This is a genomic window from Streptomyces echinatus (assembly GCF_014203595.1).
GTDB lineage: Bacteria > Actinomycetota > Actinomycetes > Streptomycetales > Streptomycetaceae > Streptomyces > Streptomyces echinatus.
In genome coordinates this window covers 29,394-45,732 of record NZ_JACHJK010000010.1, presented here as the reverse complement: position 1 = coordinate 45,732, position 16,339 = coordinate 29,394, and the positions used below count along the sequence as shown (strand labels likewise).

The window sequence follows — 16,339 nt, the reverse complement described above, 5'->3', positions numbered from 1 at the left end:
GAGAACTTTCAGATGTCCCGGAAGATCTCGATCTGCGCCCCGATCGAGTTCAGGCGCTCGGCGAGGTCCTCGTAACCGCGGTTGATGACATAGACGTTGCGCAGCACCGACGTGCCCTCGGCCGCCATCATCGCCAGCAGGACGACCACCGCGGGGCGCAGGGCCGGCGGGCACATCATCTCGGCCGCGCGCCAGCGGGTCGGGCCCTCGACCAGCACCCGGTGCGGGTCCAGGAGCTGGAGCCGGCCGCCGAGGCGGTTGAGGTCGGTGAGATAGATCGCGCGGTTGTCGTAGACCCAGTCGTGGATGAGGGTCTGGCCCGAGGCGACCGCCGCGATGGCCGCGAAGAACGGGACGTTGTCGATGTTCAGGCCGGGGAACGGCATGGGGTGGATCTTGTCGATCGGTGCCTCCAGCTTGGAGGGCCGGACCGTCAGGTCCACCAGACGCGTACGGCCGTTGTCCGCGCAGTACTCGGGGCTGCGGTCGTGGTCGAGGCCCATCTCCTCCAGGACCGCCAGCTCGATCTCCAGGAACTCGATCGGCACCCGGCGCACCGTCAGCTCCGACTCGGTCACCACGGCGGCGGCCAGCAGGCTCATCGCCTCGACCGGGTCCTCGGAGGGGGAGTAGTCCACGTCGGCGTCGATGTCCGGGACGCCGTGCACGGTGAGCGTGGTGGTGCCGATGCCCTCCACCTTGACGCCCAGCGCCTCCAGGAAGAAACACAGGTCCTGGACCATGTAGTTGGAGGAGGCGTTGCGGATGACGGTCACGCCGTCGTGCCGGGCGGCGGCCAGCAGCGCGTTCTCCGTCACCGTGTCGCCGCGCTCGGTCAGGACGATCGGGCGGTCCGGGCGGACCGAGCGGTCCACCTGGGCGTGGTACTGGCCCTCGGTGGCCGCGACGTCCAGACCGAACCGGCGCAGCGCGATCATGTGCGGCTCGATGGTCCGCGTGCCCAGGTCGCAACCGCCGGCGTACGGCAGCTTGAAGTGGTCCATGCGGTGCAGCAGCGGGCCGAGGAACATGATGATCGAGCGGGTGCGTACGGCGGCCTCCGCGTCGATCGCCGCCATCTCCAGCTCGGCGGGCGGCACCAGTTCCAGGTCCACGCCGTCGTTGATCCAGCGGGTGCGCACGCCGATGGAGTTGAGCACCTCCAGCAGGCGGTACACCTCCTCGATGCGCGCCACCCGGCGCAGCACCGTACGCCCCTTGTTCAGCAGCGAGGCGCACAGCAGCGCCACGCACGCGTTCTTGCTGGTCTTCACGTCGATGGCGCCGGACAGCCGGCGACCGCCGACCACGCGCAGATGCATCGGTCCCGCGTAGCCCAGCGACACGATCTCGCTGTCCAGGGCTTCACCGATCCGGGCGATCATCTCAAGGCTGATGTTCTGGTTGCCGCGCTCGATGCGGTTGACCGCGCTCTGGCTGGTGCCGAGCGCCTCCGCGAGCTGCGCCTGTGTCCAGCCCCGGTGTTGCCGGGCGTCACGGATGAGCTTGCCGATGCGTACGAGGTAGTCGTCTGACATGAGGTTGAGGCTATCTCAGATATGAGATCGCGCCCGTCAGGGGGTCCATTGGGGTGACGGCCGTGACGGGCCGTCAGTGTCGCCTGGCGCTACGGCATGACGATACCCGGAGGGACTCGGGCAAATACCACGATGCCGTACGGCGCACGACCGTCCAGGCAACCCCGGTCCGCGTGTCTCCCTCTCAGTTCCAGAAGGGGGATACACATGAAGACCAGGATGCGTCGGTATGCCGTGGCCGCGCTGCTCGTCGGCTGCTGCTCGCTCGTCTCGTGCGGGACGCAGGGCGCGGACGCCGCGCGGAGCGCCCCGTCGGCACCGCGCACGGCGTCCGCGGCCGACGGGGAGTGCTTCGTCGAGGACGCGCCGCAGGCCACGGAGGACGATCAGGGGTCGTCGGACACCACGTCCGACGACCAGGGCCTCCCCGACACGACGTCCGACGACCAGGGGCTTCCCGATACGACGTCCGACGATCAGGGGCTTCCCGACACCACGAGCGACGACCAGGCGCTGCCGGACACCACCAGCGACGACGATCAGGAGCTCCCGGACACCACCACGGACGACCAGGAGCTCCCGGACACCACCAGTGACGATCAGGGGCCGCCCGAGGGTGACACCACGGAGGACGGCGTCGGCGTGCCGGACGCCGGCCCGCACCGCTGGTTCTCGATGACCCGGGACTTCCGCGGGTACCTGAAGTCGGGCGCGCCGAAGGCGGACGCCGCCATCGCCGCCCACGTCGAACGGGTCTGCGTCCGCATGCCCGAGGCCGGCGGCCGCACCAAGGCCTACGTGTGGGCCGACTACGGCGTCTGGGACGACGCCCAGCTCGACCGCGTCGTCCGGGTCTTCGCCCGCTGGCGCCTGTCCGGGTACGGCGATCACGGCCATGTGACCGTCCTGGCCCCGGCCAAGATAACGGCCGAGGGGAGCTGGTAGCCGCCGTCCGGGCCGCCTCGGGATGCGCGCCGGGACGGGTTGGGCATGACCAGGGCGCGCCCATGTACTAGTGTTATCTCGACATCGAGATATCTGCCGAGGCGCACCGTAGCCGCCACTCCAGTAAGGCATGCCTAACTTAGCCTGACCTTACTGGTTCGGCCAAGCCGGCGTGGCGGCACGATTGACGGTGGTACGCGCACATCAATGAAGGAGACTGTCGTGTCGGCGAACAGCTTCGACGCCCGCAGCACGCTGCAGGTGGGCGACGAGTCGTACGAGATCTTCCGGCTGGACAAGGTGGAAGGCTCGGCTCGCCTTCCGTACAGCCTGAAGGTGCTGCTGGAGAACCTGCTCCGCACGGAGGACGGCGCGAACATCACCGCCGACCACATCCGTGCCCTCGGCAGCTGGGACTCCCAGGCCCAGCCCAGCCAGGAGATCCAGTTCACGCCGGCCCGCGTGATCATGCAGGACTTCACCGGCGTGCCCTGTGTCGTGGACCTCGCGACCATGCGTGAGGCCGTGAAGGAGCTGGGCGGCGACCCGGCGAAGATCAACCCGCTGGCGCCGGCCGAGCTGGTCATCGACCACTCCGTCATCGCCGACAAGTTCGGCACCAACGACGCCTTCAAGCAGAACGTCGAGCTGGAGTACGGCCGCAACAAGGAGCGCTACCAGTTCCTGCGCTGGGGCCAGACCGCCTTCGACGAGTTCAAGGTCGTCCCGCCCGGCACCGGCATCGTCCACCAGGTGAACATCGAGCACCTGGCGCGGACCGTCATGGTCCGGGGTGGCCAGGCCTACCCCGACACCCTCGTCGGCACCGACTCGCACACCACCATGGTCAACGGCCTCGGCGTCCTCGGCTGGGGCGTCGGCGGCATCGAGGCCGAGGCCGCCATGCTCGGCCAGCCGGTCTCCATGCTGATCCCGCGCGTCGTCGGCTTCAAGCTGACCGGCGAGCTGCCCGCCGGCACCACCGCGACCGACCTGGTCCTCACGATCACCGAGATGCTGCGCAAGCACGGCGTCGTCGGCAAGTTCGTCGAGTTCTACGGCGAGGGTGTGGCCGCCACGAGCCTCGCCAACCGCGCCACCATCGGCAACATGTCGCCGGAGTTCGGCTCCACCGCCGCGATCTTCCCGATCGACGACGAGACCCTGAACTACCTCAAGCTCACCGGCCGCTCCGAGCAGCAGGTCGCGCTCGTCGAGGCGTACGCCAAGGAGCAGGGCCTCTGGCTGGACCCGAAGGCCGAGCCGGACTTCTCCGAGAAGCTCGAGCTGGACCTCTCCACGGTCGTCCCCTCCATCGCCGGCCCGAAGCGCCCGCAGGACCGCATCGTCCTCGCCGAGGCCGCCCAGCAGTTCGCCAAGGACGTCCTCAACTACGTCGAGGCCCCCGTCGCCCAGACGCCGGCCGCCGCCGCCTCCGTGGTCGACGAGGCGAGCGCCGAGTCCTTCCCGGCCTCCGACGCCCCGGCCTACGGCCACGAGGAGAACGGCGCCGGCGCCCCGCAGCACGGCCAGGGCACCGGGTCCGTCCCGTCGAACCCGGTCCAGGTCACCGCCCCCGACGGCACGACCTACGAGCTGGACCACGGTGCGGTGACGGTCGCGGCCATCACCTCCTGCACCAACACCTCCAACCCGTACGTCATGGTCGCCGCCGCCCTGGTGGCCAAGAAGGCGGTCGAGAAGGGCCTGACCCGCAAGCCGTGGGTCAAGACCACCCTCGCCCCGGGTTCGAAGGTCGTCACCGACTACTTCGAGAAGGCGGGCCTGACCCCCTACCTCGACAAGGTCGGCTTCAACCTCGTCGGCTACGGCTGCACCACCTGCATCGGCAACTCCGGCCCGCTGCCGGAGGAGGTCTCCAAGGCCGTCAACGACCACGACCTCGCGGTCACCTCGGTCCTCTCCGGCAACCGGAACTTCGAGGGCCGTATCAACCCCGACGTCAAGATGAACTACCTGGCGTCCCCGCCGCTGGTCGTCGCCTACGCCCTCGCGGGCTCCATGAAGGTGGACATCACCCGTGACGCCCTGGGCACCGACCAGGACGGCAACCCGGTCTACCTGAAGGACATCTGGCCCTCCGAGGCCGAGGTCAACGACGTCGTCGCCAACGCCATCGGCGAGGACATGTTCAACAAGTCCTACCAGGACGTCTTCGCGGGCGACGCCCAGTGGCAGTCGCTCCCGGTCCCGACCGGCAACACCTTCGAGTGGGACTCCGAGTCGACCTACGTCCGCAAGCCCCCGTACTTCGAGGGCATGGAGATGGAGCCGGCCCCGGTCAGCGACATCGCCGGTGCCCGCGTGCTCGCCAAGCTGGGCGACTCGGTCACCACCGACCACATCTCCCCGGCCGGTGCGATCAAGGCCGACACCCCGGCCGGCAAGTACCTCACCGAGCACGGTGTGGAGCGTCGTGACTTCAACAGCTACGGCTCGCGCCGCGGCAACCACGAGGTCATGATCCGCGGCACGTTCGCCAACATCCGCCTGCGCAACCAGATCGCGCCGGGCACCGAGGGCGGCTACACCCGCGACTTCACCCGGTCCGCCGAAGGTGAAGGAGGGGCGCCGGTGTCGTTCATCTACGACGCCTCCCGCAACTACATCGAGCAGGGCATCCCGCTGGTCGTCCTGGCCGGCAAGGAGTACGGCTCCGGCTCGTCCCGCGACTGGGCGGCCAAGGGCACCGCGCTGCTCGGCGTGAAGGCCGTCATCGCCGAGTCGTACGAGCGCATCCACCGCTCGAACCTCATCGGCATGGGCGTCCTGCCGCTGCAGTTCCCGGAGGGCGCGACCGCCGAGTCCCTCGGCCTGACCGGCGAGGAGACCTTCTCCTTCACCGGCGTCGAGGAGCTCAACAACGGCACCACGCCGCGCACGGTCAAGGTCACCACCGACACCGGTGTCGAGTTCGACGCGGTCGTCCGCATCGACACCCCCGGTGAGGCCGACTACTACCGCAACGGCGGCATCATGCAGTACGTGCTGCGCAGCCTGATCCGCAAGTAAGCGGTCGAGGCAGGCGTCCCAGGGCCGCACCCCCGTCACCGGGGGTGCGGCCCTCCGCCGTGTCCGCCCCTCGCCCCGCGCCATCACCGGCACCCGCCGGGGCACCTCTCTCGTCCCGGGTCGTCACCGGCGCCCGCTGGGGGACCCCTCGCCCTGCGCCATCACCGGCACCCGCCGGGGCATCACCCTCGACAGAGGCCGGCGGCCGGGGCCTCGGTGGCCTGGTCCGGGCGTGGCGCCCGCCGCCCCCGGCTCGGCCCGGTCCCTCAGTCGGCGAGCAGCGCGTCGAGGTCCGGCACGGTCAGCTCGGCCCAGATCACCTTGCCGTGCGGGTTGTACCGGGTGCCCCAGCGCTCGGCCAGCTGGGAGACCAGGAACAGGCCCCGGCCTCCCTCGTCGGTCGTCGCGGCGTACCGCAGATGCGGCGAGGTACTGCTGCCGTCGGCCACCTCGCACACCAGCGTGCGGTCGTGGATCAGCCGCACGTGCACCGGATCGGAGCCGTAGCGGATGGCGTTGGTGATCAGCTCGCTCAGTACCAGTTCCATCCCGAAGCCCAGCTCGGACAGGCCCCACTCCTCCAGCTTGGCCGAGACGGCGGCACGCATCCCCGACACGGCGGCCGGATCGCGCGGCACGTCCCAGTCGGCGACCCGGTCGGCGGGCAGCGCCCGGGTGCGCGCGACGAGCAGGGCGACGTCGTCCCGGGGACGCTCCGGCAGCAGCTGGTCCAGCACGGCCTGGCAGCTCTCCTCCGGTGCCCGGCCGGGATGCCCCGCCAGCGCCCCGCGCAGCAGCTCCAGACCCTCGTCGAGGTCCCGTGCGCGGTCCTCGACCAGACCGTCGGTGTACAGCACGAGCTGGCTGCCCTCGGCCAGCTCCAGCTCGGCCGTCTGGAACGGCATGCCGCCCAGGCCCAGCGGAGGCCCGGCCGGCAGGTCGGCGAAGGTGACACTGCCGTCGGGGTGGACCAGCGCGGGCGCCAGGTGCCCGGCCCGCGCCATGACGCAGCGGCGCGTCGCCGGGTCGTAGATCGCGTACAGGCAGGTGGCACCCACGATCTCCCCGGCCCGCTCCGGACAGGCCTCGTTCTGGTCGATGCGGCCGACCAGGTCGTCCACGTGCTGGAGCAGCTCGTCCGGCGGCAGGTCCAGGGTGGAGAAGTTGTGCACCGCGGTCCGCAGCCGGCCCATCGTCGCGGCGGCGTGCAGGCCGTGGCCGACCACGTCACCGACGACCAGGGCCACCCGGCTGCCCGGCAGCGGGATGACGTCGAACCAGTCCCCGCTCACCCCCGACTGCGCCGGCAGATAGCGGTAGGCGACGTCGAGGGCGGTCTGCTCCGGCAGGGCCCGTGGCAGCAGGCTGCGCTGCAGGGTGACCGCGAGGGCGTGCTCGCGGGTGTACCGGCGGGCGTTGTCGATGCTGACCGCGGCCCGGGCCACCAGCTCCTCCGCCAGGGACAGCTCCTCCGCGTCGAAGGGCTCCTGCTTGGCGCGCCAGAAGTGGGCCATGCCCAGCAGGACACCGCGCGCCTGGATCGGGGCCGTGATCAGCGAGTGGATCCCGTAGTCCACGATCCGCCGGGTCCGCATCGGGTCCTGCGCGTGCCAGCCCTCGGCCGACGCCAGGTCGGTCACGAGCTCGGCGTGTCCCGTGTCGTAGCCGCGCGCCTGCGGGGTGGACGGCAGGAAGTCGATCAGCCGGCCCTGCTCGTAGAGGGGATGGTCGTCCCGGATGCCGCTCACGGCGACCCGCCGCATGTCCGTCGCCGTCGGAGCCGGTTCCTCCCCGTGCAGTACGTCGTCGGCCAGGTCGACGGTGACGAAGTCGGCGAACCGGGGGACGGCCACCCGGGCCAGCTCGTCGGCCGTGCGGACCACGTCCAGGGTGCTGCCGATGCACAGGCCCGCGTCGTAGAGGAGCTCCAGCCGCTCCCGGGCCGCCTCGGCCCGGCCGGACACGGCCTGGAGCTCGGTGGAGTCGCGGAGCGTGACGACGGTTCCCCCGGGGCCTCCCGCACCGTCCGTGGGCCGCTGGTTGACCGCCAGCAGCCGGCCCATGGCGAAGTGCACCTCGTCGCTGGCCTCGCGCCCGGAGCCGAGCAGCTCCACCGTCGCGGGGTCGAGGCCCGGCAGCTCCCCCACCGGGCATCCCTCGGCGTCGGAGGGCAGCTCCAGCAGGCGCCTGGCCTCGTCGTTGGCGAGCAGGAGCCGGCCGTCCGCACCGATGATGAGCACGCCCTCCCGCACCGAGTGCAAAACCGTGTCGTGGTGCTCGTACATCCGGGACATCTCGTCCGGAGCGAGGCTGTGGGTCTGGCGCCGCAGCCTCCTGCCCACGAGGGCCGTACCGCCGGTCGCCACCACGAGCGCGCCGCCCCCGGCGGCCAGGATGATCGGCAGCTGCCGGTCCAGCGCGCTGGTGACGCGCTGCACCTTCAGCCCGGCGGAGACCAGGGCGATCACCTTGCCGCGGTAGTCGTCGACGGGCACGGTGGCCTGCACCTCGTGGCCCAGCGGCCCGTGGACGCTCTCCGTGTAGACCTTCCCGGCCAGCGAGGGCCCGATGGTGCCCACGAACCGCTTGCCGATCCGGCTGGGCAGCGGGTGGGTGTAGCGGATGCCGTGGGTGTCCATGACCACGATGAAGTCGACGCCGGCGGATTTGCGGGTCGCCTCGGTCATCGGCTGGAGGACCGTGGAGGGGTTCGGGAGCCGCAGCGCCTGCTCCACGCCCGGGGAGTGGGCGAAGGTCTGGGCGACGGCGATGGACCGGCGCTTGGCCTCGGTGGTGGTGTCCCGCTTCGACTGAAGGTAGAGAGCGAGGACGGCGCAGAGCACGAGCAGCCCCACCACGGCCACCTGCAGCAGGAAAACCTGCCCGGCGACGCTCCGGGGACTCTTGCCGACCACAGTGCGCCATGCGAGGCGCCTGAATCGGGCAGATGCGTCCGACATGCGGTATTTGTAGCACCGGTGATTTCCGGGTGGCTATGGTGCGTCCACGAGGTGGACACGGTGTGCTCGCCCCTCGACCCCGTCCGGGCCGTCGCCCGCGCAGGGGCGCTCAGGGCTGCCCGGCTTGACGCGGGCCTTATGGAAACGGTGTGCGGAGGCTGTCCCATTGCTCCGGTCGGCCCCGTCCCGCACCGCCTCGCTCCCTGCCGCTCCCGGCGCCTCCTCGCGCGCCGGCGCTCTGGCGGACCCGGTGGCCCGGGGCCTCTCCTCGGACCGTGCCGGGATGCGCTGATCCGGCCCGGTCCGGACGAAAGACCGTGGCGCACCGGGTCCGTGAGCCGGGCAGGTGGGGGGATGGGAGATACCTGCCCGGAGGGGATGGCCCGGAACTGCGACTGCGTGGCTTGTGCGGCGACCCGCGCCGCGCGACATCGTTGTCATATGGTCCTGAGCACGACTCTACCCCCTCAACGGACAACGATGTCAACCCATTTGGCCCACCCGGCCGGGTGATCCCCCGGACGCGCCTGCCGGGGCGTACGCGGTCTTCCGTGGTACCGGTGACGCACGCTACTGTCCCTGCGGCTTGTGCGACCTGTGGTGCGCGACCCGTCCGTTTGGAGGAAGGGCCGCGTCATGCGTTTCCGACCCACGTCCCTGCTGCTGGCCGCGCTGCTCGCGACCGGCGGCACCGCAACCCCCGCCCTCGCGGCGGCCGGCGCTCCCCCCGGCCTCGTCGAGGATCCCACCGGATACGTCGATCCGCTGATCGGCACCGGCAACGGCGGCGACGTCTTCCCGGGCGCCGTCGTGCCGTTCGGCATGCTCTCCTGGAGCCCCGAGAACACCCGCGGCGACGCCACGAGAACCGCCGCCCCGGGCGGCTACCAGTACGACGCCACCCGCATCCGCGGCTTCAGCCTCACCCACATGTCCGGCACCGGCTGCGCGGGCGGCAGCGGGGACATCCCGTTCTTCCCGTACGCCGGCGAGGTCACGTCCTCCCCGGCGAGCGACACCAGGGACGCCGTCTACGCGTCCGGCTTCGGCCACGCCGACGAGACCGCCGAACCCGGCCACTACAAGGTCGGCCTGGCCTCCGGCGTCACCGCCGACCTCACCGCCACCGCCCGCACCGGCTCGGCCCGCTTCACCTACCCGGCGGACAAACCCGCGTCCCTGCTCGTGCGCACCGCCAACTCCGAGGTCGGCTCGCAGGACTCGGCCGTCACCATCGACCCGGACACCCGGACGATCTCCGGTTCGGTCACCTCCGGGAACTTCTGCGGCTACCTCGACCCCGAGGGACAACGCGCCTACTACACCCTCTATTTCACCGCCCACTTCGACCGCGCCTTCACCTCCGCCGGCACCTGGCACGACGACACGCTGGAGCCCGGCTCCCGGCAGGCGTCCGGCGGCACCGGCGGCTTCTCGCACGGCGGCCGCCCGGTCGCCGGGAAGGGGGCGGGCGGCTACGTGGAGTTCGCGCCCGGCGAAGGACCGGTGAACGTCAAGGTCGGCATCTCCTACGTCAGCCGGGAGGCCGCCGAGGCCAACCTGGCCGCCGAGAACCCGCCGGGGCGGTCCTTCGACGCGGTCCGGGACGCGGCCCGCCGGGCCTGGCGCGAGCGTCTGGGAGCCGTCCGGGTCGGCGGCGGCACCGACGCCGAGCGCACCACCTTCTACACCGCGCTCTACCACGCGCTGCTCCATCCGAACGTCATCAGCGACGCCGACCGCAGGTACCGCGGCGCCGACGGCGAGGTGCACACCGTCGGCCCGGGCCACCGCGCCCAGTACGGCACCTTCTCCGGCTGGGACGTCTACCGGGACCAGGTGCAGCTGCTGACGCTGCTCGACCCGCGCACCGGCTCCGACATCGCGCAGTCCCTGTACGAACTCGCCCGGCAGAACGGGGGAGTCTGGGACCGCTGGCTGCACGGGGCGAGCGGCACCCACGTCATGAACGGCGACCCCGCGCCGACCGCCCTGGCCGGCATCCACGCCTTCGGCGGCACGGACTTCGACCTCGACGGCGCCCTGCGGTCCCTCGTGCGGGCGGCGACCGTGCCCACCCCGCAGGACCTGTCCCCGGCGGGCAAGCCGGTGCTGTCGGCCGGCCAGCGGCCCTCCCTCGACAAGTACCTCCAGCTGCACTACATGCCGTCCGTCTCCAACGCCTGGGGCGGCGCCGCCGAGACCCTGGAGATGTCCACCGCCGACTTCTCCCTCGCCCAGCTGGCCCGCGCGGCAGGGAGGAAGGGCACGGCGGCCGCGTTCGCCCGCCGCGCCCAGTGGTGGCAGAACAACTTCGACATCGCGGCCGACCCCGGCGGCGGATACGCCGCCAACCGCAAGGCCGACGGCAGCTGGGTCACCGGCTTCACCCCGGGCACCGGCAACGGCTTCGTCGAGGGCACGGCCGCCCAGTACACCTGGATGGTGCCGCACGACCCCGCCGGTCTCTTCGCGGCGATGGGCGGCCGGGACAAGGCGCTCGCCCGGATGGACGACTTCTTCCACGACGCCGACGGCGGCTGGGCCTTCACCGGCAGCGGCGGCACCAAGTCCGAGCTGGACAACGAGCCGTCGATCAACGTCCCCTACCTGTACGACTACGCGGGTGCCCCCTACAAGACGCAGGAGACCGTCCGCGCGGCGATGCGGCGGCTGTGGTCCACCGAGCCCGGCGGCATCCCGGGCAACGACGACCTCGGCGCGATGTCCGCCTGGTACGTCTTCTCCGCCCTCGGCATGTACCCGCAGGTGCCGTCCCGGTCCGAACTGGTCCTGGCCTCACCGCTGTTCGAACGCATCGAGATCGACCGGCCGCACGGCAACGACATCTCCGTCCGGGCCACCGGCGCGGCGGCCGACGCCCCGTACGTCCGGTCCCTGAAGGTGAACGGCCGCGGCAGTGACCGCCCCTGGCTGCCCGCGTCCTTCGTCCGGGACGGCGGACGCCTCGACTACACCCTCGCCACCACCCCGGACCGGGACTGGGGCGCGGACAGCCCGCCCCCGTCCTTCCGGGAGGGCGAACAGCCTTACCAGATCGGCGTCGGCCCCACCACGGCCACCCTCGCCCCCGGTGACAGCACGACGATCGGTGTCCGCGCGCTGTCGCTGACCGGCGGTTCGGGCCCCGAGGTGCGCTTCCGGGTGGAGACCCCGGCCGGTGTGACGGCCACACCCGCCGAGGGCACCGTCGCCGACGGCGCCCGGGAGATCACCCTCACGGCGGCGCGGGACGCCGGGCAGGGCTTCGCCGACGTCGAGGTCACGGTGGTCTCGGGCGACTCCTCCTACCGGCAGCCGGTGTCGCTCACCGTGGCCGCACCGGGCACCCTGCTCGCCGCCTACGACAGCACGGGTGTCTCCGACGACGACGGGGACCACGACGAGGCCGACTACGACGGCGGCGGCTGGAGCTACTCCCGGCAGGCCCTCGCGGCGGCCGGCCTCACCCCGGGCGAACGGACCACGGCCGACGGCCTCGCCTTCACCTGGCCCGGCTCACCCGCCGGCCGCCCCGACAACGCCACCGCGGCCGGTCAGACGATTCGACTGGCCGATGCCCCGGCGGTGTTGTCCTTCATCGGCAGCGCGGTCAACGGCAACCAGCGGACCGAGGCGACCGTCACCTACACCGACGGCACCACCGGCACCGCCGACCTGTCCTTCACCGACTGGACCGTCGGCGGAGGCGGCGGCACCGTCCAGTACGGCAACGAGGTCGTCGCCAGGACCGCGTACCGCAATGTCGCCGGCGCGGACAAGGATCCGGTGGCGACGTATGTCTTCGCCACCCGGCCGCACCGGGCCCCGGCCGGCAAGCGGATCAGCGGCGTCACGCTCCCGCACAACGCCGACCTGCACGTCTTCACCCTCGCCACAGGCTGACCCCGACCGGCCCGCACACCGCGGCGGCCCGCACCCGGAACCCGGGTGCGGGCCGCCTCTCATCGCCCGACGGACCGGCCGTCAGGGGCGTCGTGTCCCTCAGGCCAGCAGTTCCACCTCCGCCAGGGTCGACTCGCCGTCCAGGACCAGCCGGTACCTCGTGTACGTCCCCGGCGCGGCGATGGTGAAGGCACGGGTCTGGCGGTCCCAGGTGAACGACTCGCCCGAGCGGTGGTCCAGGGTGTGCCAGGCCGTACCGTCCGTGGAGCCCTGGAGGGTCCAGCCGGCCGGTGCCGCGGTGTGGTCGGTCCCCGAGGTCAGGGTGTACTGGACGGGCTTCACGGCGCCCTGGGCCGGAAGGTCGGCCGAGGTGACGGTCGCGCTCGTCGCGGAGGTGTCGTCGAAGAGCGCGCCCGCGCCCTTCAGGACGTCCGCGCGGGGCGCCGGCACCTGGTCGTCCTCGGTGACGGAGACCGGCGCCGCGTTCCTGCCCGTGCCCCAGGCCGACGGCTGGGAGCCCATGAAGAAGTCCAGCAACCCGCCCTTGGACAGCAGCGAGTGCGGCAGCGAAGTCGACGTCCACGGACGCCCGTTGACCATCACGCCCTGGACATAGACGTTCTTCGCGCTGTTCCTCGGCGCCCGCACCACCAGATCCCGGCCGTTCTCCAGGTGCACGGTCACCTTCTTGAACAGCGGGGAGCCGATGGAGTACTCGCCGCTGCCCATGACCAGCGGGTAGAAGCCGAGCGAGGAGAAGAGGTACCAGGCCGACTGTTCGCCGTTGTCCTCGTCGCCGTGGTAGCCCTGCCCGATCTCGCTGCCGGTGTAGAGCCGGCCGAGCGCCTCGCGCACGTACGCCTGTGCCTTCCAGGGCTGGCCGGCCGCGTCGTACATGTAGATGACGTGGTGCGCGACCTGGTTGGAGTGGCCGTACATGCCCATCCGGACGTCCCTGGCCTCGGTCATCTCGTGGATGACACCGCCGTAGGAGCCCACGTAGTCGGGGGAGGCCGTCTCGGGGGTGGCGAAGTACTCGTCGAGCTTGTCGGCGAGGCCCTGCCGGCCGCCGTACAGGTTGGCCAGGCCCCGGCTGTCCTGCGGGGCGGTGAAGGCGTAGCCCCAGCCGTTGGTCTCCGTGTAGTCGTAACCCCACACGCGCGGGTCGTACTTGGCGGAGTCCACGCGCCAGCCGCCCTTGGCGTCACGGCCCTGGAAGAAGCCGGCCTTGGCGTCGAACAGGTTCACGTAGTCCCGCGCCCGGTTGAGGAAGTACTCCGACTCCTCCTGGTAGTGCTTCTCGCCCGTCTTCCTGTAGAGCGCCTCGCCCATCCTCGCGATGCCGTAGTCGTTGACGTAGCCCTCCATCGCCCACGACAGGCCCTCGTGGGTGTCGGTGGGGGTGTAGCCGAGGAAGGGCGAGGTGCTCATGCCCTTGCGGCCCACGCCCGACGCCGGCGGGACGACGGTCGCGTTCTTCACGGCCGCGTCGTACGCCGCCTTCGCGTCGAACCTCACGCCCTTGACGTAGGCGTCCGCGAACGCCACGTCCGAGGAGGTGCCGGTCATCAGGTCCGCGTAGCCGGGGGAGGACCAGCGGGAGGTCCAGCCGCCGTCCTTGTACTGCTGCACGAACCCGTCGACCATCTCGCCCGCCTGGGACGGGGTCAGGAAGGAGTACGCCGGCCACGTGGTCCGGTAGGTGTCCCAGAAGCCGTTGTTGACGTACACCTTGCCGTCGACGATCTTCGCGCCGGTGTGCGTCGGGGTGTCCGGGCCCGGCATGGCGGAGAACGGCGAGGCGTACCGGTCCTTGCCGTCCACCTTCTCGAAGCCCGAGTTGGGGTACAGGTAGAGCCGGTACAGACCGGAGTACAGCGTGGTCAGCTGGTCCGGCGTCGCGCCCTCCACCTCGACCTTGCCGAGCAGCTTGTCCCAGGTGCGCAGGGCACGCGCCTTGACGGTGTCGAAAGAGGCGCCGCCGACCTCCTGGCGCAGGTTGTCCTTCGCCTGGTCGACGCTGATGAGCGAGGTCGCGAGGCGCAGGCCGACGGTGTGGTCGGCGCCCGCGTCGAAGCGCAGGTAGCCCTTCACCCCGCTCGATCCGCCGTCGGTGACCGGCTTGTCGAACTCGCCGTACACGAACAGCCGGGTCGCGCCCGTGGACAGGCCCGACTTCACGTCCGAGTAGCCGGTGACGGTCCCGTGCTCCTTGTCGAGCGTCAGGCCGGCCTGCTCGGTGACGTTGTCGAACAGCACGCTCGCGTCGTCGCCGGGGTAGGTGAAGCGCAGCACGGCCGCGTGGTCGGTCGGGGTCATCTCGGTCTTGAGACCGTTCTCGAACCGCACCCCGTAGTAGTAGGGCCGCGCGGTCTCGTTCTCGTGCCGGAACGGCAGCTCCCGCGCCTCACGGGCGGTGTCCGGGGTGCCGGACGCGGCCGACGGCATCACCTGGAAGGTCTGCCGGTCGCCCATCCACGGGCTCGGCTCGTGGCTCGCGCTGAACGCCTGGATCGTGGGCAGGTTGTCCGCGTTGTTCGCACGTGCGTATTCGTACAGCCAGCTCAGCGAGGACGCGTTGGTCACCGGCGTCCAGAAGTTGAAGCCGTGCGGCAGAGCCGTCGCGGGGAAGTTGTTGCCGCGCGAGAAGCTGCCGCTGGAGTTGGTGCCGCGGGTGGTCAGCGCGTAGTCCGACAGATGCGCCTGGGGCTTCTCGGGCGCCATCGGCTTCAGGGAGACGTCGTCGAGCCAGCCGCGGAACTTCGCCGGGCCGTCCGGGGAGTCGTACGCCACCAGGATCCGGTCGACCGTCCTCCCGGCGGCCACCGAGCCGATCCGCGCGGCCACGTTGTTCCACTGGTTCACGTACAGCGCCTTCGACGCGCCCTGCCCGCGCGGGGTGAGCGGGAAGCCGTGCTGGTCCAGGGCGCCGAGGCCGCTCAGGTAGGTGCCGTCGGTGAACGCCAGGTCGACGGAGACGTAGGAGGCGTCGTAGTCGCGGTCGCCGTCGGCCATCGACGGGAAGACGCGGTACGACAGCCCGGTGTCGCGGCCGACCTTCACGTTCACGTCGAAGACCTTGTTGTACGAGTACGCGCGGCCGTCCGCGGTGTGCCGGCCGGCGTAGCGCAGTGCACGCTTCCCGGTGAACCCGGCGCGTGCCTTGGCGGTCGGGGAGCCGCTCGGGCCCTTGTCGACGAGGGTCAGCATGTCCTGCGGCACCGGCCCGCCGCCGCCTCCGGTGGAGAACTGCACATCGGCGAGCTGCAGGATGTCCGGGGCGCCGTTGTTCTTCGTGACCTCCAGCCGGAAGTGCTGGTATTCGGCCGGTTCGGTGAGGTCGTACGACTTGGTCTGGAAGCGCTCGGAGAAGTTCTCGCCCGAGCGGGTGTCGACCGTCTTCCAGTCCTTGCCGTCGACGGAGCCCTGGAGGGTCCAGTCCCTGGGGTCGCGCTCGTCGTAGTCGTTCGCCGAGGTGAGCGCGTACGTCGCTATCTTGATGGGTCTGTCCAGGTCGAACTCCGCCCAGCCGGTGGGTTCGAAGGTCAGCCACTTGCTGCCGGGCTCGCCGTCGACGAGGTTCTCCTTGACCTCCCCGGCGCCCGCGTTCTCGGCGCTCGCCCGGACTTCGGTGACGTGATCGGTCACATTGCCCGGAATGCCGGTGCTGTAGCCGCCGTCGACGCCCGAGGCGCGCTTGCCGCCTTCGGGGCCGGTGTCGACGGTGTTCAGCCAGTCCGGCGCCGGTTCGCCCGCCTCGAACGAGGACGCGAACTCCCGGTCCGCCGCCGGAGCCCTGGCCGGCAGGGCGACCGCCGCGCCCTGTGCGCCGACGGCCATGACAAAGGCGGCCGTGAGGACGGCCGCCGGACCCCATCTGTGCCGAGTTCTCCGCTGCATCTACGGATTTCCCCTCCTGCGCCCCCTCCGGACAACGTTGTCAACTGCAGGGCGCAA

At 71.2% G+C, this 16,339-nt stretch carries 6 protein-coding genes; 3 read left to right on the top strand and 3 right to left on the bottom strand.

The genetic code is table 11. The features are described from left to right. Positions 1 to 8: 8 nt before the first annotated feature. Positions 9 to 1,538 carry a helix-turn-helix domain-containing protein gene (locus tag FHS34_RS26210; RefSeq protein WP_184969706.1) on the bottom strand — a complete coding sequence of 510 codons (1,530 nt, stop codon included), beginning with the start codon at positions 1,536 to 1,538 and terminating at the stop codon, positions 9 to 11. Between the two features lie 207 nt (positions 1,539 to 1,745). Between FHS34_RS26210 and FHS34_RS26205 the strand changes: the two genes are divergently transcribed. Together FHS34_RS26205 and FHS34_RS26200 are read left to right on the top strand one after the other, a co-directional pair. After that, positions 1,746 to 2,483, top strand: coding sequence for a hypothetical protein (locus FHS34_RS26205; RefSeq protein WP_184969704.1), 738 nt, complete (start codon positions 1,746 to 1,748; stop codon positions 2,481 to 2,483). A 222-nt stretch (positions 2,484 to 2,705) separates the two neighbouring features. Continuing rightward, positions 2,706 to 5,516 (top strand): aconitate hydratase, encoded by a 2,811-nt coding sequence (locus FHS34_RS26200; protein ID WP_308288315.1) that lies wholly within the window; start codon positions 2,706 to 2,708, stop codon positions 5,514 to 5,516. Positions 5,517 to 5,782: 266 nt separating this feature from the next. On the opposite strand, the gene FHS34_RS26195 is transcribed toward FHS34_RS26200, so the two are convergent. Further along, positions 5,783 to 8,476 carry a SpoIIE family protein phosphatase gene (locus FHS34_RS26195; protein WP_184969700.1) on the bottom strand — a complete coding sequence of 898 codons (2,694 nt, stop codon included), beginning with the start codon at positions 8,474 to 8,476 and terminating at the stop codon, positions 5,783 to 5,785. Positions 8,477 to 9,112: 636 nt separating this feature from the next. Between FHS34_RS26195 and FHS34_RS26190 the strand changes: the two genes are divergently transcribed. After that, positions 9,113 to 12,382 (top strand): GH92 family glycosyl hydrolase, encoded by a 3,270-nt coding sequence (locus tag FHS34_RS26190; protein ID WP_184969698.1) that lies wholly within the window; start codon positions 9,113 to 9,115, stop codon positions 12,380 to 12,382. A 99-nt stretch (positions 12,383 to 12,481) separates the two neighbouring features. Here the strand turns inward: FHS34_RS26190 and FHS34_RS26185 are convergent, their stop codons facing one another. Further along, a complete protein-coding gene (locus FHS34_RS26185; protein ID WP_184969696.1) occupies positions 12,482 to 16,282 on the bottom strand; it encodes a GH92 family glycosyl hydrolase in 3,801 nt (1,266 codons plus the stop codon). Positions 16,283 to 16,339: the final 57 nt, after the last annotated feature.